At 32.5% G+C, this 19,570-nt stretch carries 19 protein-coding genes; 10 read left to right on the forward strand and 9 right to left on the reverse strand.

All coding sequences use genetic code 11. The annotated features are described in order from the left end of the window. The first annotated feature begins 4 nt into the window (after positions 1–4). Positions 5–973 carry an NADPH:quinone oxidoreductase family protein gene (locus tag ABXT66_RS06900; protein WP_443642754.1) on the forward strand — a complete coding sequence of 323 codons (969 nt, stop codon included), beginning with the start codon at positions 5–7 and terminating at the stop codon, positions 971–973. Positions 974–1,008: 35 nt separating this feature from the next. Here ABXT66_RS06900 and ABXT66_RS06905 read toward each other — a convergent pair whose 3' ends face one another. The 3 genes from ABXT66_RS06905 to ABXT66_RS06915 are packed head-to-tail and all read right to left on the reverse strand — an operon-like array spanning position 1,009 to position 3,015. Then, positions 1,009–1,815 (reverse strand): metal ABC transporter permease, encoded by an 807-nt coding sequence (locus ABXT66_RS06905; RefSeq protein ID WP_443642755.1) that lies wholly within the window; start codon positions 1,813–1,815, stop codon positions 1,009–1,011. Continuing rightward, positions 1,796–2,554, reverse strand: a complete 759-nt coding sequence (locus ABXT66_RS06910; RefSeq protein ID WP_443642756.1) for an ATP-binding cassette domain-containing protein — start codon at positions 2,552–2,554, stop codon at positions 1,796–1,798. The genes ABXT66_RS06905 and ABXT66_RS06910 overlap by 20 nt, the downstream gene beginning before the upstream one ends. Next, a complete protein-coding gene (locus tag ABXT66_RS06915) occupies positions 2,551–3,015 on the reverse strand; it encodes a transcriptional repressor (RefSeq protein WP_443642757.1) in 465 nt (154 codons plus the stop codon). The genes ABXT66_RS06910 and ABXT66_RS06915 overlap by 4 nt, the downstream gene beginning before the upstream one ends. Before the next feature lie 88 nt (positions 3,016–3,103). Here ABXT66_RS06915 and ABXT66_RS06920 point away from each other — a divergent pair, with 88 nt between their 5' ends. The 4 genes from ABXT66_RS06920 (at position 3,104) to ABXT66_RS06935 (ending at position 6,546) form a co-directional block, all read left to right on the forward strand. Further along, positions 3,104–4,141, forward strand: a complete 1,038-nt coding sequence (locus ABXT66_RS06920; protein WP_443642758.1) for a zinc ABC transporter substrate-binding protein — start codon at positions 3,104–3,106, stop codon at positions 4,139–4,141. A 9-nt stretch (positions 4,142–4,150) separates the two neighbouring features. Next, on the forward strand, positions 4,151–4,789 hold the full coding sequence (locus tag ABXT66_RS06925) for an ABC transporter ATP-binding protein (protein WP_443642759.1): 639 nt from the start codon (positions 4,151–4,153) through the stop codon (positions 4,787–4,789). 80 nt (positions 4,790–4,869) lie between these two features. Continuing rightward, complete coding sequence (locus tag ABXT66_RS06930) at positions 4,870–5,979, forward strand: ABC transporter permease (RefSeq protein ID WP_443642760.1); 1,110 nt, start codon at positions 4,870–4,872, stop codon at positions 5,977–5,979. A gap of 30 nt (positions 5,980–6,009) precedes the next feature. Then, positions 6,010–6,546: a DUF3299 domain-containing protein gene (locus tag ABXT66_RS06935; protein WP_443642761.1), complete on the forward strand. Its 537-nt coding sequence runs from the start codon at positions 6,010–6,012 to the stop codon at positions 6,544–6,546. Between the two features lies 1 nt (position 6,547). On the opposite strand, the gene ABXT66_RS06940 is transcribed toward ABXT66_RS06935, so the two are convergent. From ABXT66_RS06940 to ABXT66_RS06950, 3 genes are read right to left on the reverse strand one after another with little or no spacing between them, the layout of a single operon-like run. Further along, positions 6,548–7,738, reverse strand: a complete 1,191-nt coding sequence (locus tag ABXT66_RS06940; RefSeq protein ID WP_443642762.1) for an acetyl-CoA acetyltransferase — start codon at positions 7,736–7,738, stop codon at positions 6,548–6,550. 11 nt (positions 7,739–7,749) lie between these two features. Further along, positions 7,750–8,133 (reverse strand): Zn-ribbon domain-containing OB-fold protein, encoded by a 384-nt coding sequence (locus ABXT66_RS06945; RefSeq protein ID WP_443642763.1) that lies wholly within the window; start codon positions 8,131–8,133, stop codon positions 7,750–7,752. 20 nt (positions 8,134–8,153) lie between these two features. Then, the gene (locus ABXT66_RS06950; protein ID WP_443642764.1) at positions 8,154–10,238 is read right to left on the reverse strand and encodes an acetate--CoA ligase family protein; all 2,085 of its coding nucleotides are present in this window, start codon (positions 10,236–10,238) and stop codon (positions 8,154–8,156) included. 112 nt (positions 10,239–10,350) lie between these two features. Here ABXT66_RS06950 and ABXT66_RS06955 point away from each other — a divergent pair, with 112 nt between their 5' ends. Both ABXT66_RS06955 and ABXT66_RS06960 read left to right on the forward strand, forming a co-directional pair. Continuing rightward, positions 10,351–11,565, forward strand: coding sequence for an MFS transporter (locus ABXT66_RS06955; RefSeq protein WP_443642765.1), 1,215 nt, complete (start codon positions 10,351–10,353; stop codon positions 11,563–11,565). A 54-nt stretch (positions 11,566–11,619) separates the two neighbouring features. After that, positions 11,620–12,642, forward strand: a complete 1,023-nt coding sequence (locus ABXT66_RS06960) for an NADP-dependent oxidoreductase (protein ID WP_443642766.1) — start codon at positions 11,620–11,622, stop codon at positions 12,640–12,642. Between the two features lie 18 nt (positions 12,643–12,660). On the opposite strand, the gene ABXT66_RS06965 is transcribed toward ABXT66_RS06960, so the two are convergent. Beyond that, positions 12,661–14,757 (reverse strand): 3-hydroxyacyl-CoA dehydrogenase NAD-binding domain-containing protein, encoded by a 2,097-nt coding sequence (locus tag ABXT66_RS06965; RefSeq protein ID WP_443642767.1) that lies wholly within the window; start codon positions 14,755–14,757, stop codon positions 12,661–12,663. A 10-nt stretch (positions 14,758–14,767) separates the two neighbouring features. After that, on the reverse strand, positions 14,768–15,733 hold the full coding sequence (locus tag ABXT66_RS06970) for an NAD(P)H-dependent flavin oxidoreductase (RefSeq protein ID WP_443642768.1): 966 nt from the start codon (positions 15,731–15,733) through the stop codon (positions 14,768–14,770). 133 nt (positions 15,734–15,866) lie between these two features. Here ABXT66_RS06970 and ABXT66_RS06975 point away from each other — a divergent pair, with 133 nt between their 5' ends. The 3 genes from ABXT66_RS06975 to ABXT66_RS06985 are packed head-to-tail and all read left to right on the forward strand — an operon-like array spanning position 15,867 to position 18,772. Then, on the forward strand, positions 15,867–16,667 hold the full coding sequence (locus ABXT66_RS06975; RefSeq protein WP_443642769.1) for a phytanoyl-CoA dioxygenase family protein: 801 nt from the start codon (positions 15,867–15,869) through the stop codon (positions 16,665–16,667). A gap of 30 nt (positions 16,668–16,697) precedes the next feature. Next, the gene (locus ABXT66_RS06980; protein ID WP_443642770.1) at positions 16,698–17,444 is read left to right on the forward strand and encodes a tyrosine-protein phosphatase; all 747 of its coding nucleotides are present in this window, start codon (positions 16,698–16,700) and stop codon (positions 17,442–17,444) included. An 11-nt stretch (positions 17,445–17,455) separates the two neighbouring features. Next, positions 17,456–18,772, forward strand: a complete 1,317-nt coding sequence (locus ABXT66_RS06985; protein WP_443642771.1) for an NAD(P)H-dependent oxidoreductase — start codon at positions 17,456–17,458, stop codon at positions 18,770–18,772. Here the strand turns inward: ABXT66_RS06985 and ABXT66_RS06990 are convergent. Further along, entirely contained in the window at positions 18,753–19,568 is an 816-nt protein-coding gene (locus ABXT66_RS06990) for an N-acyl homoserine lactonase family protein (RefSeq protein ID WP_443642772.1), read from the reverse strand. The two genes, ABXT66_RS06985 and ABXT66_RS06990, sit on opposite strands and share 20 nt — an antisense overlap. Between the last annotated feature and the right edge of the window lie 2 nt (positions 19,569–19,570).

Raw genomic sequence — 19,570 nt, forward strand, 5'->3', positions numbered from 1 at the left:
AAAAATGAAAGCTATTGTTTGTAATAATTTTGGACCCATCCAAGATATTGAATATAAAGAAGTAGATCAACCAAAACTTGACGATGATAGTGTAATTATAGATGTAAAATCTGTTGGTGTAAATTTTCCTGACGGCCTATTAGTTCAAGGAAAATATCAGTTAAAACCTGAAACACCCTTTATACCTGGAATGGAAGTTTCAGGTGAAATAATGAAAACAGGTCAGCACGTATCAAATTTTAAAATTGGTGATAGAGTGACTGCATTATCACAATTAAACGGGTATGCTGAACAAACTGCAGTTAAAGAGAGTTCTGTATTCAAAATACCTGAAAACATGTCATTTGATGATTCATGCGCTTTATTATGTGCATATGGTACTTCCCATTATGCTCTAAAACAAAGAGGCAGACTTCAGAAAGGAGAATTACTTGTAGTTTTAGGAGCGTCTGGTTCTACCGGATTAGCCGCAATACAAATTGGCAAAATTATGGGCGCTAAAGTGATTGCTGTAGCGTCTAATGATGAAAAACAAAAAATAGCTAAAGACAATGGAGCAGATATATCTATTGGATACGATAATTTAAAAGAAGAGTTGAAAACTATTTCAGATGGTAAAGGTGTTGATGTTATATTTGATCCTGTAGGAGGAGATATTTTTGAAACTGTAGCAAGAACTATGGCTAGAAACGGTAGGCTATTAGTCATTGGGTTTGCTTCAGGTACTATCCCAAAATTAGCGGTTAACTTAGCTCTTGTTAAAGAATTTAGTGTTGTAGGTGTTTTTTGGGGTGCTTTTACCAGAGGAGAACCTGAAAGGTACAAAGAAAATATGATTGAGCTTTTTCATTGGTATGAAAATAAATTAATTAAACCTCTTGTAGAAGAAAAATTTCCTTTGTCAGAAGCTAGTATGGTTTTAGAAAAAATTCTTTCCCGAGGAGCCAAAGGTAAAATAATATTAAAGCCATAATCATGTATAATTAATTTATTTAAATTATGATTCTATTATTCCTTTTTTAGAAACATTCCAAAAAAATGGGAAATAAAAAACAAAACTGCACTAACTACTACTATTGATGGTCCGGATGGCGCATCAATTTCTACTGATAGATAAATACCTAAAATTACTGATATAATTCCCAATAGGGTTGCAACAATAGCCATCATTTCTGGGGAATTTACCAACCTCCTAGATGTTGCCGCAGGTATTATCAACATTGCTGTTATCAAAAGTAATCCAATAATTTGAATTGATACTGCAACAACGATTGTAAGAATTGAAGTTAAAAGTAGATTTATAAACAAAGGGTTTACCCCTTCAGCTTTTGCCAGATCCTCATCGATAGTGACTAAAAGTAATGATGACCAATTTAAACAAATAATTATTACTACAAATAATACTGCTAAATACATACCCCAGAGATCATTCTGTGTTACAGCTAGAATATCACCAAACAAGAAAGCATGAACGTCGATTTTAATTCTATTCATTGAAATAACTATAATACCAATTGAAAGAGCTAGATGAGCCAATACACCTAATAAAGTATCAGAGGATAAAAGTTTACTTTGTTGTAACCATAAAAATAGAATACCAAACAATAAACATGTAAACACTATACCTAAATTAATGCCTACACCCATTAAAATACCTAATCCTACTCCAAGCAAAGAGCTGTGCGCTATTGATTCACCATAATAAGACATTCTTCTCCATACAACGAAACAACCTACTAGGCCTGATATCATAGCAACTGCCAACCCTGCTAAAATACCTCTAATAATAAAAGGATCAGTTATTTTCTTCTCCAATGATAAAATTCTGATTATTATGATTATGTCTACTATCAGAGTGTTGGTAGACAGCCATCATGTTTGCCATATCTTTTCCAAACATTGAAATAAATTCTGGATCTTTTGTAATTTGCTGAGGTTTACCTGAACAACATATGTGATTGGAAAGACATAGTACCCTCTTAGTAGAAACCATCACAAGATGTAAATCATGAGATACCATCAAAATACTAAGGTTTCTTTTTTTATAAATAGATTGCAAGAGTTTGTAGAAGTTCATTTGACCTGAAATATCTAAGTTCTGAGCTGGTTCGTCTAGAATCAACAAATCTGGATTATTTAGTAGACTTCTAGCCAACAGAACTCTTTGCATTTCCCCACCAGATAAAATTGATAATTGTTTATCAATGATTTTATCTATCTGAGTTTCTAAAATAACTTGTTGAAATGAGATTTTATCAAATTTTTTTCGAACTGTTATAAAGCTTTTAACATTTATAGGTATTGTATTTATAACTTTAATACTTTGAGGCATATAACCTATTTTCAAACCTTTCTTTCTATTAATTTCTCCAAATTCAGGTTTATAAAAGCCCATAAGGCATTTTAGAAGCATTGTTTTACCAGCACCATTTGGGCCAATTATAGAAACAAAATCATTTTTATTTATCTGAATATCAATATTTTTTAAAATAGATTTTTGATTTTTTATGACGCTAATGTTTTTAGCAGATATGAGTGCATTTATTGATTTCATTTTTGAATACAACCATGACAATGGCCTTCAATTTCTAAAGTTGTGTTACTTACTATGAAATCTCTTTTGTTAGCTGTTTTAAATATATTGTCGGTTAAATTTTTATCGCAACACTCTTGATAGATATTACATATTTTACAAATAAGAAAATAACATTCTTTATGAACCTTCGGATGGAAACAACCAACATATGAATTAATAGAATTTAATTTATGTATAAAACCATTTTCTATTAAAAAATCTATTGCCCTATAAATTGTAGGTGGGTGAGCTCTTTTTCCTGTAACTTCGGTAAAAACATCTAATATTTCATAAGCTTTTATGGGTTTCTTATACTTTATAATTATTTCAAATATTTTTTGGCGTATTTCTGTAAATACTAAACTATTTAATTCACAAATTTCAAAGACTTTTGCGATAGAATCTTGTACTTCTTTTGTATTTTTTAAATTAAATTTCATAATTAACCATACAACATTAAACTTGACATTCATAGCTAAGTATAGTGTTATGTTATAACATTTCAATAAAAATTTTAAAGGACCTCTAATGATCAAGTTTTTTTCTATTTTAGCTTTATTTATTTGTACAGGTGTTAATGTTTTTGCAACGGAAACAACGGGAGTAATTTCAACTATACAGCCAATAAATTCTCTAGTAAGTGCCGTAATTGGCAATACGGGAAAAAGTATAACAATTATACCATCGGAACAATCACCACATGATTTTAAATTAAAACCTTCGGACGTAAAAGTTTTACAAAATGGTAATATAATCTTTTATGTTTCAAACCATTTAGAGAGTAGTATTACAAAAGTTTTTAAAAATTTACCTAAAAATATTAAGTTAATAAACCTGATGGAAGAATCAGGTGTTAATCATTTAGCTATCCGTGATAATGATGCATGGGAACGTCATGACCATCACGGCCATGATGATCACGATGACCATGATAAACATGGTAAAAAACATGATGATCATGACGACCATGATAAACACGGTAAAAAACATGATGATCATGACGACCATGATAAACATGGTAAAAAACATGATGATCATGATGACCATGAAAAAGAAGACGACGTGCATGTTTGGTTAAGCCCAGACAATGCAATAAAAATCGTACAAAAAGTTAATAAAGTCTTAAGTCTTTATTTTCCAGAAAACTCAAAAATATATAATGATAATACAACCAAATTTATTGATAAAATTAGAAATTTAAAAATGGAATTGGTAAAAGAATTGTCACCTATTAAGAATAAACCTTACATAGTTTTTCATGACGCTTACCAGTATTTTGAAAAAACTTTTGAGTTAAATGCAGTTGGGTCTGTTGCCCTTGAAGGAGACATAGCATCATCCCCCAAGCAAATTTCTTTCATAAAAGACAAAATTGTTAAATCCATGGCTTTGTGCGTATTTCAAGAACCACAGTTTGACAGCAAATTAGTTAAGATAGTTGTTGAAGGAACTGATGCTAAAATAGGAACACTAGACCCTCTTGGAGTTAACATTTCTGAAAATAAAGATTTTTATTTACAACTCATTACGAACATGGCTAAAAGTTTGAAAGAATGTTTAGGATAATGATTTAAAATGTTAATTTGTGAAAATCTTTCATTTTCTATAGATGGTCATAAGTTATTTTCAAATATAAATCTTAATATTGAAAATCAGAAGGATCTTTTAATCACGGGTCCTTCTGGTATTGGTAAGACAACTTTACTAAGTATATTATGTGGTCTTCAAAAACCTACTGAAGGTAAAGTTTTATATGATGACATTAATCTCTATAATTTAGTTGAGAATAAAATTGATTATTTTAGAGGTGACAAGCTTGGAATTGTTTTTCAAAATTTTAATTTAATTAATGCATTTACTATTAAACAAAACCTAGAACTTGGTAAGACAACCCAAGGTTCTGGAGATAAAAATCTCTATGATCTATTACAAAGAGTTGGACTAGCTGACAAATCACACATAAAAGTATCAAAATTAAGTGTTGGAGAAAAACAAAGACTTGCAGTTGCCAGAGCTTTTATAGGTAACCCCAAATGGATTTTTTGTGACGAACCTACTTCATCTCTTGATGATAAAAATGCTGAAATAATTTCTCAATTTATTAAAGATGAAAGTGCACGATGTAAAGCATCCTTGATTCTTATTACTCATGATAAACGTGTGCAGTCTATTCTTAATTTTTCTCAAACCTTGATATTAGGAGAAGAGTTATAAATATATTTTCAATTTCATATCTTTATTTAAAGTCTAATCCGTTAAATTTTTTGCTCAGCATGTTTTTAATGATAGTGGGGATGACAATAATAACTGTGTCTATTTTAGTAACCCAGATTACTAAAAATACCTTTAACAAAAACAACCCAAATTTAGACGTTGTTGTTGGAGCTAAAGGAAGCCCTCTTCAGCTAATTTTATCTACGATTCATCATATCGATATTCCTACTGGTAATATAAGTTATAAAAATGCTTTAAATATAATTAAACACCCTGCTATTAGGAGCGGTACCCCAATTTCACTAGGTGACAATTTTCAGAACTTCAGGATAGTAGGCACAAGTAAAAATATCCTCAAATTATACAATGCAAATCTTAAAGTAGGTAAAGTATGGGAAAAACCTATGCAATCTATAATTGGTTATAATGTAGCTAATTACACACAATTAAAGATGAATAAATTTTTTGTAGGTTCACACGGCCTGATTGATACTGGTGATGTACATGCCGAACAACCATATAAGGTAGTTGGAATTTTAAATAAAACAGGCACGATATTGGACAACCTAATTCTAACAAGTTTAGATAGTGTTTGGCGTCTTCATTCTAATGAGACTAATTCTAAAACTGTTAATAGTAACTCTAAATTAGAAGTTACAGCATTATTATTAAAATATAAAAATAAGAGTTCAGTTTTTTCTTTTCCTCGATTAATTAATAAAAATACGAATATGCAAGCTGCTAGTCCTAGTTATGAAATTTCGAAATTATTTAAATTAACTGGTGATGCACACATGATTGTTAACTACTTAAGTATACTAATAATATCTCTATCATTTATTGGGATACTCTTTTCGCTCCTAAATAATATAAATGATCGTAAATATGATTTAGCAATTTTAAGAACTCTTGGGTTTACAAAAAGGAGAGTTTTTTCATTAATTTTAATTGAAGGCATGTCAATATCTCTGTTAGGAAGTATTTTTGGTATAATAATTGGATGCACAACCTATATTAGTATTCAACACTTTTCCTTGATTGGAAGAAATATGATATCACTACAATTTGATTTTGTTTTTAATTTGTTCGCTGTATGGTTAATAGTAATGGTTGCTTCTTTTCTAACTTGTCTTATACCTTGTATCAAAGTATATAAACAAAATATCAGATCAATTTTACTTAATAGTTAAAACTTTATTTTTAAGGAAATAGAGTAAATTATGAAAAACATTACTTCATCAAAAATTACTTTTTTTTTAATAATTATATTTTCACTGTTTTCTTTAAATGCATTAAGCTTTGAAAAATTTAATCTTAATGAAATTGATCCTGATGAAAATATAATTGTTGAAGATTTATATGAACCATTGAAGGTCACAGGGGATGCTTTACCTTGGCAACTATTTTCTCAAACTAAAGAAATAGAAGATTGTACTATTGATAAAGACGGGTTTGATTACTGTCTTATAAAACCGGAATATAATCAAAAAATTAAACTATATAATGGCAAAGTAGTTACTTTAATGGGCTATATGTTTCCTCTAGAACAATCTGAAAAACAAAAGAATTTTCTTTTAGGTCCCTATCCTTTAAGTTGTCCCTTTCATTATCACGTAGGCCCTTCGCAAGTTATTGAGATCAATTCAGATCAAGCTATTGATTTTTCATTTGATCCTGTAACAGTTAAGGGTGAATTAAAAGTGAAATTTAATAAAGAAACTGGAATATTTTATTATTTAGAACTTAAAGCTTCTTAAATTATATAGTTTCAGCGGTTCCCCATATATTTGTCACTTGACTAGACAGAACTCCACCGTTGCCGTGCGCAACTGATAGTTTAGCATTATCAATCCATCCTCCGTCTAACCTTGTTCCTACATTGTCTCCAGAAGAGTTTCTTAATTGCCTTAGAGCTTCAAGTGTTACAAAAAGACCATACATTCCAGGATGAACGCAAGAAAGCCCTCCTCCATTAGTATTTACCCTTAACTTACCAGATGGGCCTATATTATTATTCTTTACTAAGTCTCTAGCTTCACCTTTTTTACAAAATCCTAAATCTTCTAAAAATAATAATGTATTGATTGTAAATGCATCATAAAGTTGAACTGTATCCATATCACCAGGTAAATAACCTGACATTTCAAAAGCTCTTCTACCACTATCTATTGCCGATGTTCTAACTAAGTCTGGCATTTCTGAAACCATTCGATGATGATGCTCCATTGCTGCACCTAACATATATATAGGAGTGTTTTTTGTATCTTTTGCTCTGTCAGCGCGTGTCATTACAATTGCTGCCCCACCATCCGTCACAAGACAGCAATCAAGTTTTCCAAGTGGGTCTACTATTGGCCTTGCACTTAAGACATCATTTACAGTCAAAGGACCATCATTATGTGTATAGGCTCTAGGATTTAAAAGCGCCCAATCTCTGGCAGAAACAGCTATGTTTGCCAGATCTTCTCTAGTAGCTCCAAACTCGTACATATATCTTTTAGCAGCCAGAGCATAAGCAGTAACTGGCATTCTTGGATCATATTGAGCTTCATAAGGCATTGCTTCAGAAATAGTTTTAAATCCACCAATACTTTTTTGATTCGAACCATAGGCAATCACAGCTACATTTATCAATCCTGCATCAAGAGCCATTGCAGCTGTTAAAATGTGAGATAAAAAACTAGAGCCCCCAATTTGTGATCCGTCTGCAAATTTTGGCTTTATTCCGAGATATTCTGACAATGACATCGCTGCCATAGAATGGAAAGCTGTAGCTGCAAAAACTCCATCAACTTCGCTTAATTTTATGCCAGCATCATCGAGCGCATCATGAACGGAGTTAGCCATAATTTCCATGGCACTCCAACCTGCTGCTATACCACAACCACTTTCAGCCAAACCAACAACAGCAGTTTTACCTCTTAATTTATTTATGTCATTTTTAGTCATACTACTCACCTTCACAATACATCAAATATAATTGCTGGTTCCCCTTTTAAAGAGGAAATTCTAGCTTTTACTTTTTGACCAATTTCAACTTTATCTGGATCTATACCTTCAACTCTTGCCATCATTCTTGGGCCTTCATCAAGTGTAATTAATGATAAATTAAAATCCCCACCCTTCTCCGGCAATCTCCTATTACATGTAGTACTATGAACGACACCATTACCTGATGCCTCTAACCACTCTAAGTCTCTTTCGCCACTTCCTGGAAAAGCAACTCTTGGATGGAAGAAAAATTTATTCAAACTTTTACTTTTCTGAATCATAAATTTACCTTCAGATAAATATTTTTTGAATTGTTGTTCTGGTCCCAATGAACCTTTTAAAATTTCTGGCATATTTTCTCCTTGGATTAAATTTATTTAGTTACAATTAAGGCATCAAGAGCTATCACTTGTTTATTACTTACAAGAACCGGATTCATTTCAACTTGATCAATTTGATTAGAGTTTGCAGCTATAAAATTAGATAAGTTAACAATAATCTCTTTTAAAGCTTCTATATCAATCGATGACTGTCCTCTAGCACCATAAAATAAGTCTTTACCTTGAAGAGACAATATCATTTTTTCAGCTTTTTTATGAGATATAGGAGCTTCAGCAAAGGCAATATCTTTCATTACTTCTGCATATATACCACCAAGACCAAACATAACTATAGGACCAAATACAGGATCAATTTTGGCACCTAATATACATTCAATTCCACCTTTAACCATTGGAGAAACCATAACTCCGTCAACAACAGCGTTAGGTGCATTGTTTTTTATATTTAAATAAATTTCTTCATAAGACTTGATTGCATTATCAATATTTCCAATATTTAATTTCACTCCTCCAACATCTGTTTTATGCTGAATGTCTGGAGAAACAATTTTCATAACATATTTATTGTTATCTTCATTGAAAATAGATTTTAATTCATCTTTATTCCTAACTAACGAAGATGTAACAATAGGCAATCCAAAATTTCTGAGAATTTGACTACAATCAACTTCATTTAACTTTTTCTTTGGAATTTGAACTACAAAGTCTTTTTTATTAAAATCATTAACAACATGCTTATCTTTAAATTGTTCTCCAAAGAACATTAAAGCAGACATTGCTACAACAGCTCTAGTTGGGTCTTCTATACAAAGAAAGCCTGCATTTTCATATGTTTTTACAATATCCTCATTGGCAACCATACAATTAATAAAAAGTTTATCTTCATAACCTTTCATAGCTTTTTTCAATGATACAAGTAATGGCTTTGATAAAATAGGTGAACCTGGAACCGTAGTCCAAAAACCAATCAAAGCATCGTAACCACCTCTAGATAACATCAGGTCAGTAAATTTTGGAACAATAGATAAGTCATTAAAAAATTGAGCTGTAACATCAACAGGGTTCATTGGAGAAGCAAAAGGAACTAACTTCTTCAACTCATCTTGAGTGTCTTGAGGCATAGGCCCGACCGTTAAACCTTCATCAGCCGCAGCATCTGCAATTAACACTCCTCCACCTCCAGAGATTGTTACAACTCCTAAATTTTTTCCCGTTGGAAAAGTTTTTGCTCTGGTTGCATAAGCAATATCTAGCATTTCTTCAGTACTTTTGACTCTATAAGCCCCGTGAGCTCTCAAAACTTCATCATAAATAACGTCTTCTCCAGCTAATGAAGCAGTATGCGAATTTGCAGCAGCTGCACCAACTTCAGATCTTCCAACTTTCATAAATATAACAGGTTTTTTTTCAGACCTTGCAGCATCTAAAGCTTTTGTAAATTGCTCTCCATCCTTAACGCTTTCAGCATAAGCCATTATTGTATGAACTTCTGGATCTTCAGCCATCATTTGAATTGTTTCGCCAACTGATAAGTCAGCTTCATTACCAGTTGTCATCCAATATCTAATACCAAGTCCTCTTTCATGGGCAACCATATAAATGTGACTGCCATATGCTCCCGATTGGCTAGCAATTGCAATATCTCCTGGTATAGGAGTTGTTCTATTTACTGTGGTAGTAAAAGTAGGAAAAAAGTTATTTGCTGAATTGAAAAGCCCTAAACAATTTGGTCCAATTACCCTTAAACGACTATCTTGGCTAATTTTCTTAATTTCGTTTTGAAAAACTTCACCTTGACCACCTATTTCAGAAAATCCAGAGGAAAATATTAATGCAGTTTTAGCTTTTTTAATGACCGCCTGCTCTAAGACAGTAACAACTAATTTAGATGGTACTGCCACTAGAATAAAATCAAGATCATCTTTAACATCGAGTAAAGAAGGATATGCCTTCATTCCTTGCACGTGATCTCTATTAGGGTTAATTGGATAAATATCACCTGAAAATTTTTTTTCAATCATGTTGGATAAAGGGCGTCCTCCGATTCTAGTTTTATCATCAGATGCGCCTACAATTGCTATTGATTTTGGCGACATTATTTCTTTTAAAGTTGTCATTTTTAACCCTTAATTTAATGGACAAGTATAAAACAGTGTATAATCTACATTAATTAATAAACTTGTTAAATGAAACAGTTAATATTTTAAAAAGATAGTTTAAATAAATAAAATGCCACGAATTTTAGTTTTAAGTTGTTTTGTACAAATGGTTTCCATGACTGGGTTTGCGGTATGGCCTATCTATTTAGTAGAACTTCAATCGCAATGGAACTTATCTAACAGTGAAGCGGGATGGATCAGTGGATCTTTCTATATTGGGTACGTAATAGCAACACCATTTTTAGTTAGTATGACAGACACTTTTGATTCAAGAAAACTATATTGTTTTTCTTCACTTCTTGGATGCTCTGGGTTATTACTATTTTCTTTTTTTGCAAGTAATGCACTTAATGCATCCATATGTTGGTCACTTGTAGGAGCTGGTCTTGCTGGTACTTATATGCCTGGATTACAAATTCTTAACTCTAGACTTAATAAGATCTCCAGAGAAAAATACGTAGCTGTTTACACTTCTTTTTTTGGATTAGGTGTTGCATTCTCATTCTCACTTTTTGGTATTTTAAAGAGTTATCAAATATCTTGGGAACATGCTTTTTTATTCGCATCCGTAATTCTTTTCTTATGTGCATTTCCTTTATTATTATTTTCTGGAAAAGAGATTGAAGAAATAAATAAAAAACCTTATCAAGGAATAATTAAAGTAATAGTTCCAATATTTGGCACATTTAAAAATAAAAAAGCATTACCATTCATACTTGGTTATGGAGGGCATACTTATGAACTATTTGGCTTTAGAAGTTGGACCTTTCCTTGTATCTTATTTTTGTCAAATCATTTCAATAATTCAGTAAGCGACGCATTCATAGCTAATTGTATCGGTTTAATGGGTTTTCTTGGTATTTTTGCATCTATTTATGGAGCTAAGTACTGTATTGGAAAAGATAGAGCTAAAATAGTAAGTAATATGGGACTAATATGTTTTATAGGTTCAATTTTAACGGCTATCTCATTTTGGTTTAGTTTTTGGTTAGCTCTTTTAATGTTGTTAATATATAATGCTCTCATAGTACTAGATTCAGGTTCACTAACAACTGGTGCAGTTGTGAACGGTAAACCTGAAGATAGAGGAGTAAGGTTAGCTCTTCATTCTATGGTTGGTTTCTTCGGAGGGGCTTTGGGGGGACCTATTATAGGATTTATTTTGGATAATTTTGGAGGGCAGACGAGTCATCTAGCATGGTTTTTATCTTTCACATTTTTAGGTTTAGGATCCTTATTTTCAACTTTAATTTTCAAATATTACAATTCAAAGTATCGAATATAATTTCAACATGTTAAAGACAGCATTAATTTATTTTTTCTTAAAGGAGAAACTTTTATGAATACAAAGATTTTACTTAATGAGCGCCCACATGGGGAACCCACTCTACAAAACTTTAAAACAGTTAAAGAAGATATCAGGGAACCAAATGATGGGGAGGTTCTTTTAAAAACAATATATATGTCGTTAGATCCTTATATGCGTGGAAGAATGAATGACGCTAAAAGCTATGCTAAGGCAGTAGAAATTGGTGATGTTATGGAAGCTGGAGCCTTAAGCCAAGTTATTAAAAGTAAGTCTAATGATTTTAAAGAGGGTGATTTTGTAGAAGGTAGAACTGGATGGCAAGATAACCCAACTGTTGATGCAAAAGAACTAAGAAAAATTGACCCTACTATGGCTCCATTATCAACATCAATTGGTGTCTTGGGTATGCCTGGCACTACTGCTTATGTTGGCATGCATAATTTTGCTAAGCCTCAAAAAGGTGAAACAATTGTTGTTTCAGCAGCTTCTGGAGCAGTAGGATCTACAGTTGGACAAATTGGAAAAATTTATGGTTGCAGAGTTGTAGGCGTAGCAGGTTCAGAAGAAAAATGTAATTTCACTAAATCTGAATTGGGATTTGATGAATGTGTAAATTATAAAGATCCTGATTTTAAAGACAAACTTAAATCAGCATGTCCTAACGGAGTAGATATATATTGGGAAAATGTTGGAGGAATAACATTTGAAGCTGTAATGCCACTATTGAATGATTACGCAAGAATTCCAGTTTGTGGACTAATTTCTTTATACAATGCGACAAGTTTACCAGAAGGAAAAGATAGATTACCACTCTTATTCAGACAAGTGTTGACACAAAGAATGATGATAAAAGGCTTTATTGTCTTTAACCATTACGATCAAAGAGAAGAATCGATTATTGCTTTATCAAAATGGATACAAGAAGGCAAAATCAAGTATAAAGAAGATTTTGTTGACGGCCTTGAGAATGCCCCCAATGCGTTCATAGGTTTATTAAATGGTAAAAACTTTGGAAAATTAGTGATTAAAGTTAATCCAGATCCAACAATCTAAATAGTTATTTTGATAGCCTTAATTTAGGCTATCAAAATTTTTATTGTTATCTACTAAATCTATTAATAATTGTGGTGGAGACCAGAACCTACTATCTGCTTCAGAAAATTTCTGAATATTTAATAATATTTTATCCAAACCAATCATGTCTGCATATTTCATAGGTCCTCCTCTCCATTTAGGAAACCCATAACCATTGGTATAGACTACGTCTATATCTGATGGCCTTACGGCAATTTTTTCTTGTAAAATTTTTGTTCCTTCATACACCATTGCCGCAATATATCTATCTAATATTTCTTGATCTGAAAAAGTCTTTGGAATTATACCAGATCTTTGTCTTTCTGAACTACAAATAACTTCAATTTCAGGATTTGGAGTTAAAAAATCAATACCTTCACCATAAAGGTAATAACCTTTAGAGGTTTTTTGTCCAAACCATCCATTTTCACAAACTCTATCAGCTATTTCAACATACCTATCATCTTTATGTCGAAAAGGTGCTTTTCGCTTTCTAGTTGCCCAGCCAATGTCTCCTCCAGCAAGGTCAATCACTTGAAAAACACCCATTGCACATCCAAATTCTCTTAACACTTTATCAACATGGAATGGACTAGCTCCATCTTCTACCATGTGATAAGTACCAACAAGGTATTTGGAAAGAATTCTATTACCTATAAACCCATCACATACTCCAGAACGAACAGGAACTTTCTTCATTTTTTTTGCAAGCATAAAGGCTGTAGCAACAGTATCTTCAGAGGTTTTATCAGCTACAACAACTTCTAATAATTTCATTATGTTTGCAGGCGAAAAGAAATGAAGGCCTATAACTCTTGATGGATTATCTACAACAGTTGAAATTTCATTAACGTCTAAATAACTTGTGTTTGATGCTAAAATACAATTTTTACTACAAATTTCATTTAATTTAATAAAAACTTCTTTTTTAACTTCCATGTTCTCAAAAACAGCTTCAATTATTAAATCTCTATTATTAAGCTCTTTCATATCAATGGTAGCAGAAAAAAGTTTCATTATTTGTTGTTTTTGATCTGATGTAATTCTTCCTAATTTAACATTTCTTTCATATGTAGAATTTATTTTTTCTAAAGCCTTATCAATTGCACCTTGATTCTGCTCTATCATAATAACGTTATAACCTGCATTCATAGCAGCCATGGAAATTCCTGTACCCATTGTACCACCGCCGATAATACCAATATTTTTAAGTTCTACTGGCTTACCACTTGCTAATTCAGGTATTTTTGTTATAGCCCTCTCTGAAAAGAATGAATGGATTAAGCCTTCTCTTTGAGTGCTTTTAATACATTCTGTGAATAACCTTCTTTCATTCTTTATTGCTCCAGGAAAGTCTAGACTAAGACCTTCATCAACAGATTTTATGATAGCATGAGGTGAGAATAGATTTTTATATTTTTTTAATGCCTCAGACTTAAACTTAATTATAACACTTTTTATCTCTTCTATATTTTTTATTTTCTTATCAATTTTAGAAGTAGGTCTGATCTTTGCCCCTTCTTTTATTAATTTTTTAGCATACGCTATTCCATTATCTATACTTTTATTGTCTTGAGCAATTTCGTCTACTATACCGTTTTCAAAAGCTTCTCTTACAGGAACATGCTTTCCTGTTAACATCATATCTAAAGCCATTGAAACACCACAAAGTCTTGGCAATCTTTGTGTCCCTCCAGCACCAGGCAAGATACCCAACAAAACCTCAGGTAACCCAACTTTAGTATTTGGTGCTGCAATTCTGTAGTGAGCAGACATAGCTACTTCTAAACCACCTCCCAATGGAGTGCCGTGAAGAGATGCTACAACAACTTTGTCTAAACTTTCTATTTTATCACAAATTTCACTCAAAATTGGTGCATCAATGTCTTTACCAAACTCTTTAATATCAGCACCTGCAAGAAAAGTTCTTTCAGGTGCAGTTATTACTATTGCTTTAACAGATTTCTCTAAAGCTAGCGTTTCAATAGTTTGAAGTAACTCAATCCTTACAGCTGCGCTAATAGCATTAACTGGAGGATTAGAAATTTGAATTAAAGCTATATCGTCTGATATACTATATTTAACAACTGTCATTTTTCTCTCTTTATATTAATTTATTTTTAGCTTCTATATACTCATCATTAATTCTTTTAACTAGATCACTTGTCGGCAAAATACTTTTCACCGCAGATATACCCTGACCTGATCCCCAGATCTCTTTCCAACTTTTGGGCTTTGAAGCACCAGAACTAAAATTCATTTTACTGGAATCACTAACCTCTAGATTATTTGGATCTAGACCTTGTGCTTCTATAGAACCCTTTAAATAATTTCCGTGAACTCCTGTAAAAAGATTAGTATATACTATATCGTCTGCCGAAGATTGAGTAATCATCTCTTTATACCTCTGGTCAGCGTTAGCTTCATCAGTTGCAATAAACGCAGACCCAATGTAAGCCAAATCTGCACCCATAGCTTGGGCAGCTAAAACAGCTCCACCGTTAGCTATTGATCCTGATAACAATAGAGGTCCATCAAACCATTCACGAATTTCCTGAATTAAAGCAAAAGGTGATAAAGTTCCTGCATGACCACCCGCACCTGCTGCTACAGCGACTAAGCCATCAGCACCTTTTTCAATAGCTTTTTTAGCAAAGAAATTGTTAATTATATCATGCAAAACAATACCATTTGCTTGGTGTGCTACTTGATTAACTTCTGGCCGCGCTCCAAGAGATGTTATCCATACAGGAGCTTTCCACTTAGCACAGATATCAATATCTTGTTCCAACCTAACATTGGATTTATGTACTATATGATTAACAGCATAGGGCGCAGCCGGACTATCTGGATTTTTTTGATTATATCTATCTAATTCTTCATTAATTTTTTTGAGCCAAATTTCTAGCATATTTGGTTCACCTTCTCCCTCCCTTGCATTCAGGCATGGAAATGACCCGATAATACCTGCTTTACATTGAGCAATTACAAGCTCTGGATTTGAAATTATAAAAAGTGGAGATCCTATAACTGGAATTTTTAACTTATCTAGAGGTGGAAGCAGTGACAATATGGGCTCCTGTAGAATATAATATGATTGGATTTTAATATTTAACACTCAAATCATTAAATCATCAATAAATTTAATTACATTTTTTTGTTTTTTTACTATAATTCAAAGATAAGTTTAGTGGAGATTAAATATGTATTTAAATGATGCACAATTAAAAAAATTTGACGAAGATGGCTATTTATTTTTTCCTGAAATGTTCAGTTCTGATGAAGCTTCCTTATTAAAAGATGAGGCTGACAAAGTATATTTAGAAGATAGAAAAGAAGTTTGGAAAGAGAGTTCTGGAGTCGCCAGAACAGCATTTGCCGCTCACAAATACAATGAAGCCTTTGGTAGATTAGGAGCTCATCCCAGATTAATTGAACCTGTATCGCAAGTGTTAGATGGAGACATTTATATGCATCAGTTTAAGTTAAATGCAAAAGCTGCATTTGATGGAGCTGTTTGGCAGTGGCATCAAGATTATGGTACTTGGAAAAGAGATGACGGGATGCCTGAACCAAGAGCAATGAATATAGCTGTCTTTTTAGATGATGTAACTGCTGCAAATGGTCCATTATTATTTATCCCAGGAAGTCACAAGGTTGGAGTTATAGATGCAGGACATGACTTAAAAACAACCAGTTATCCTCTTTGGACTTTAGATAACGATAAAGTATTAGAATTAGCTAAAAGAGGCGGTTGTGTAGCTCCAACTGGTCCAGCAGGAAGCATGTTAATGTTTTCTTCATTACTTGTTCATGCAAGTCCACCAAATATTTCTCCTTTTGGAAGAACCATTGTTTACCTCTCTTTATGTCATGTAAATAATCATATCCGCGAGTTTAAAAGAGAGGAATGGATTGCACATAGAGATTTCACACCAATTTCTAAACTTAATGATAATTGTTTGAATGAATTAGTTAATCAAAGAGTTACAGCCGCAGAATAACTACTATTTCTTCAAACAAGGAAACATAAATTGTTATCTATTAGTTCTGTATCAAATTTTAGGGATGTTGCAATAGGTCCTAAAATGAAAAAAAATTTATTGTTTAGATGTGCTAAATTAAGCACTTTAAATAATGAGGATATTGTTAAATTAGAAAACATAAAACCATATGCTATAATTGATTTTAGAGATCCTAAAGAAATAAAAAAAGCTCCAGATAATTTATCAGACAATTTATTTAGAAAATATGTAAGCCTCCCTATTTCAGCTAACACTCTTAATAGAATGGTTGCTGAAAAAAATATTCAAGGTGATAATAGGTTAACATATGAAAAGGTAATGGAAGAAAGTTATAAATTATATTTGAATAATCATAAACATGTCTGGAAAGAATTTATCAACATACTACTCAACTCAAATTCAAATCCTATAATTTTTCATTGTTCAGCAGGAAAAGATAGAACTGGTATAGCTAGTTATATTATTCAAAATTTATTAAATAGCTCTATCGAATTGATTTATGAAAACTATTTACTTTCCAATCAATTGTTGTCTTCAATAGCAGCTACAGCCGAACAGACAACTTCTTCAAAAAATGACGATCTTAAGATTACAAATGTAATGCTAAAAGCCTTAGGAAAAGTACAAAAATCTTATTTAAATTCAGCTATTTATGAAATAAAAGAAAAATACCAAACTTTAGAAATGTACATTTTTCATGAACTTGGATTTAATGAAAATGATATTAAAAAATTAATAAAACTTTATTCTAATTAACAGGTAAAAGTATGTTTTTGCAAAACGCTATATTAAAAAGAATGCATGATAAAAATCCAGTAAAAGTAGCTTTAATTGGTGCTGGTAAATTTGGCTCTATGTTTTTAAGCCAAGTGCCAAGCACAAATGGCTTAGAAGTCTCTGTTATTGCTGATCTTAAGCCTGAAAACGCTATTAAAGCATGTAAAAATGTAGGTTGGAATGATGATTTAATTAAGAAAACTAAGTTTGTCGACCAAGGCGTTGAAGCAATAAAGTTGGATGAAGTAGACGTAGTTATTGAATCAACAGGGTTCCCAGCTGCTGGGATTGAACATGCAAGACAAGCTTTTCAACATGGAAAACATATTGTCATGGTTAATGTTGAAGCAGATGTTTTAGCTGGTGCTGCCTTAGTTAAAGAAGCAAAATCTGCGGGCGTTATATATTCTATGGCATATGGTGATCAACCGGCACTCACTGCTGAAATAGTTGAGTGGGCAAGAGCCTCTGGCTTTCATGTGACTAGTGCTGGAAAAGGGACAAGATATCAGCCTATCTATCATAAATCTACACCTAGTACAGTTTGGGATTATTATGGATTAACACATGAAGATGCTCATAAAGCTGGAATGAACCCTAAAATGTTTAATTCATTTTTAGATGGCACCAAATCTGCCCTAGAAATGGCAGCAATTGCAAATGCATGTGAATTAGAGGTTCCAACAAATGGATTGTTATTTCCTCCTTGTGGAATGGACGATCTTGCTGAAATTTTAAAACCAAAAAATTTTGGAGGATTGTTAGAAAAAAATGGACAGGTCGAAGTTGTGTCATCACTAGAGAGAGATGGTCGCCCCGTATTTAAGGATTTGAGATGGGGAGTTTTTGCAGTTCTGCAAGCGCCAAATGATTATGCAGCTTCTTGTTTTAAACAGTATGGAATGAATACAGATAATACAGGTCAATTTTCAGCAATGTACAAACCATTTCATCTCATAGGCATGGAGCTTAATATATCTATATTTTCAGCTGCTTTGTTAAATCAAGCTACTGGACAGACACAAACATTTACTGGAGACGTTGTTGCTACAACTAAAAGAAACCTTAAAAAAGGTGAAATACTTGATGGCGAAGGTGGAGAGACTGTTTGGGGAAAACTTGTACCCTCTAAAACATCATTATCTACAGGAGCTCTTCCAATAGGTTTAGCTCATGGTATAAAGCTTAAAAATGATGTTAAGGAAAATGAAATAATGAAATGGACAGACGTAGATTTTTCATCAAATGATCCAGCAATTTCATATAGAAAATCTATGGAAAATGATTTTAAATTTTTATTGGACTAACTGGTCCTTTATCTAAACGCCATACAAATCCTGAACTACCTTCTTTAGGGAAAAAATCCTTTAATAAAGGATCATGACCTGGAATAACTAGATTTATGTCAGAAGCTAAGTTTTTAATCAATTTAAAACCATTAAGCATATCTTCTAGATCTACAACAATTGGAAAAGGTTTACCTGTAAGAAAATTTTCATAAAAATGTGTGGCATCTGATGCTAAACACATATAACCATTTTCTGTTTTAACTCTCACTGATTGCAATCCTCTAGAATGCCCTCCGATCAGATGAACAGTAACACCTGGCAAAATACCACCCACACCATTGTAAAAAACAACTCTTCCTGAATACAAGTTTTTTACCATTTGACAGACATGCTGGCCAGTAAAAGGCATTTTAATAGTGTCATGACACATACAAGGCCCAGTAGCGTATGCCATTTCAACTTCTTGCATATGAAATTTTGCTTTGGGAAATTCCATTAACCCTCCAGCGTGATCATAATGAAGATGAGTTATTATTACATCAGTAACCTCTGATGCATCAATATTTATTGCTTTAAGAGCTTCCGATGGAGATCTTTGAATCGGCCTATCTCTTCTTTTTGCTTCATCGTAATCATAGCCAGTATCAACAACAATTACATTTTTTCCTGATTTTAAAACCCATATAAAATAGTCTATAGTATGAGCTTCATCAGAGTGATCGTCAAAAATAAAACTTTCTTTTCTAGTTCTGTCTGACCTTTCGGCATACTTTAATGCATATACTTCCCATTTTTTCTCAAGAGCTGTTTCCATAT

Origin of the sequence: Candidatus Levibacter sp. Uisw_134_01 (assembly GCF_047717795.1) — a bacterium.
Lineage (GTDB): Bacteria > Pseudomonadota > Alphaproteobacteria > Puniceispirillales > Marisalimonadaceae > Marisalimonas.

Coding starts and splice junctions, on each gene's coding strand:
- ABXT66_RS06900 (WP_443642754.1), top strand. CDS start 5: ATGAAAGCTATTGTTTGTAATAATTTTGGACCCATCCAAGATATTGAA.
- ABXT66_RS06910 (WP_443642756.1), bottom strand. CDS start 2,554: ATGAAATCAATAAATGCACTCATATCTGCTAAAAACATTAGCGTCATA.
- ABXT66_RS06915 (WP_443642757.1), bottom strand. CDS start 3,015: ATGAAATTTAATTTAAAAAATACAAAAGAAGTACAAGATTCTATCGCA.
- ABXT66_RS06920 (WP_443642758.1), top strand. CDS start 3,104: ATGATCAAGTTTTTTTCTATTTTAGCTTTATTTATTTGTACAGGTGTT.
- ABXT66_RS06925 (WP_443642759.1), top strand. CDS start 4,151: ATGTTAATTTGTGAAAATCTTTCATTTTCTATAGATGGTCATAAGTTA.
- ABXT66_RS06930 (WP_443642760.1), top strand. CDS start 4,870: ATGACAATAATAACTGTGTCTATTTTAGTAACCCAGATTACTAAAAAT.
- ABXT66_RS06935 (WP_443642761.1), top strand. CDS start 6,010: ATGAAAAACATTACTTCATCAAAAATTACTTTTTTTTTAATAATTATA.
- ABXT66_RS06940 (WP_443642762.1), bottom strand. CDS start 7,738: ATGACTAAAAATGACATAAATAAATTAAGAGGTAAAACTGCTGTTGTT.
- ABXT66_RS06945 (WP_443642763.1), bottom strand. CDS start 8,133: ATGCCAGAAATTTTAAAAGGTTCATTGGGACCAGAACAACAATTCAAA.
- ABXT66_RS06950 (WP_443642764.1), bottom strand. CDS start 10,238: ATGACAACTTTAAAAGAAATAATGTCGCCAAAATCAATAGCAATTGTA.
- ABXT66_RS06955 (WP_443642765.1), top strand. CDS start 10,351: ATGCCACGAATTTTAGTTTTAAGTTGTTTTGTACAAATGGTTTCCATG.
- ABXT66_RS06960 (WP_443642766.1), top strand. CDS start 11,620: ATGAATACAAAGATTTTACTTAATGAGCGCCCACATGGGGAACCCACT.
- ABXT66_RS06965 (WP_443642767.1), bottom strand. CDS start 14,757: ATGACAGTTGTTAAATATAGTATATCAGACGATATAGCTTTAATTCAA.
- ABXT66_RS06975 (WP_443642769.1), top strand. CDS start 15,867: ATGTATTTAAATGATGCACAATTAAAAAAATTTGACGAAGATGGCTAT.
- ABXT66_RS06985 (WP_443642771.1), top strand. CDS start 17,456: ATGTTTTTGCAAAACGCTATATTAAAAAGAATGCATGATAAAAATCCA.
- ABXT66_RS06990 (WP_443642772.1), bottom strand. CDS start 19,568: ATGGAAACAGCTCTTGAGAAAAAATGGGAAGTATATGCATTAAAGTAT.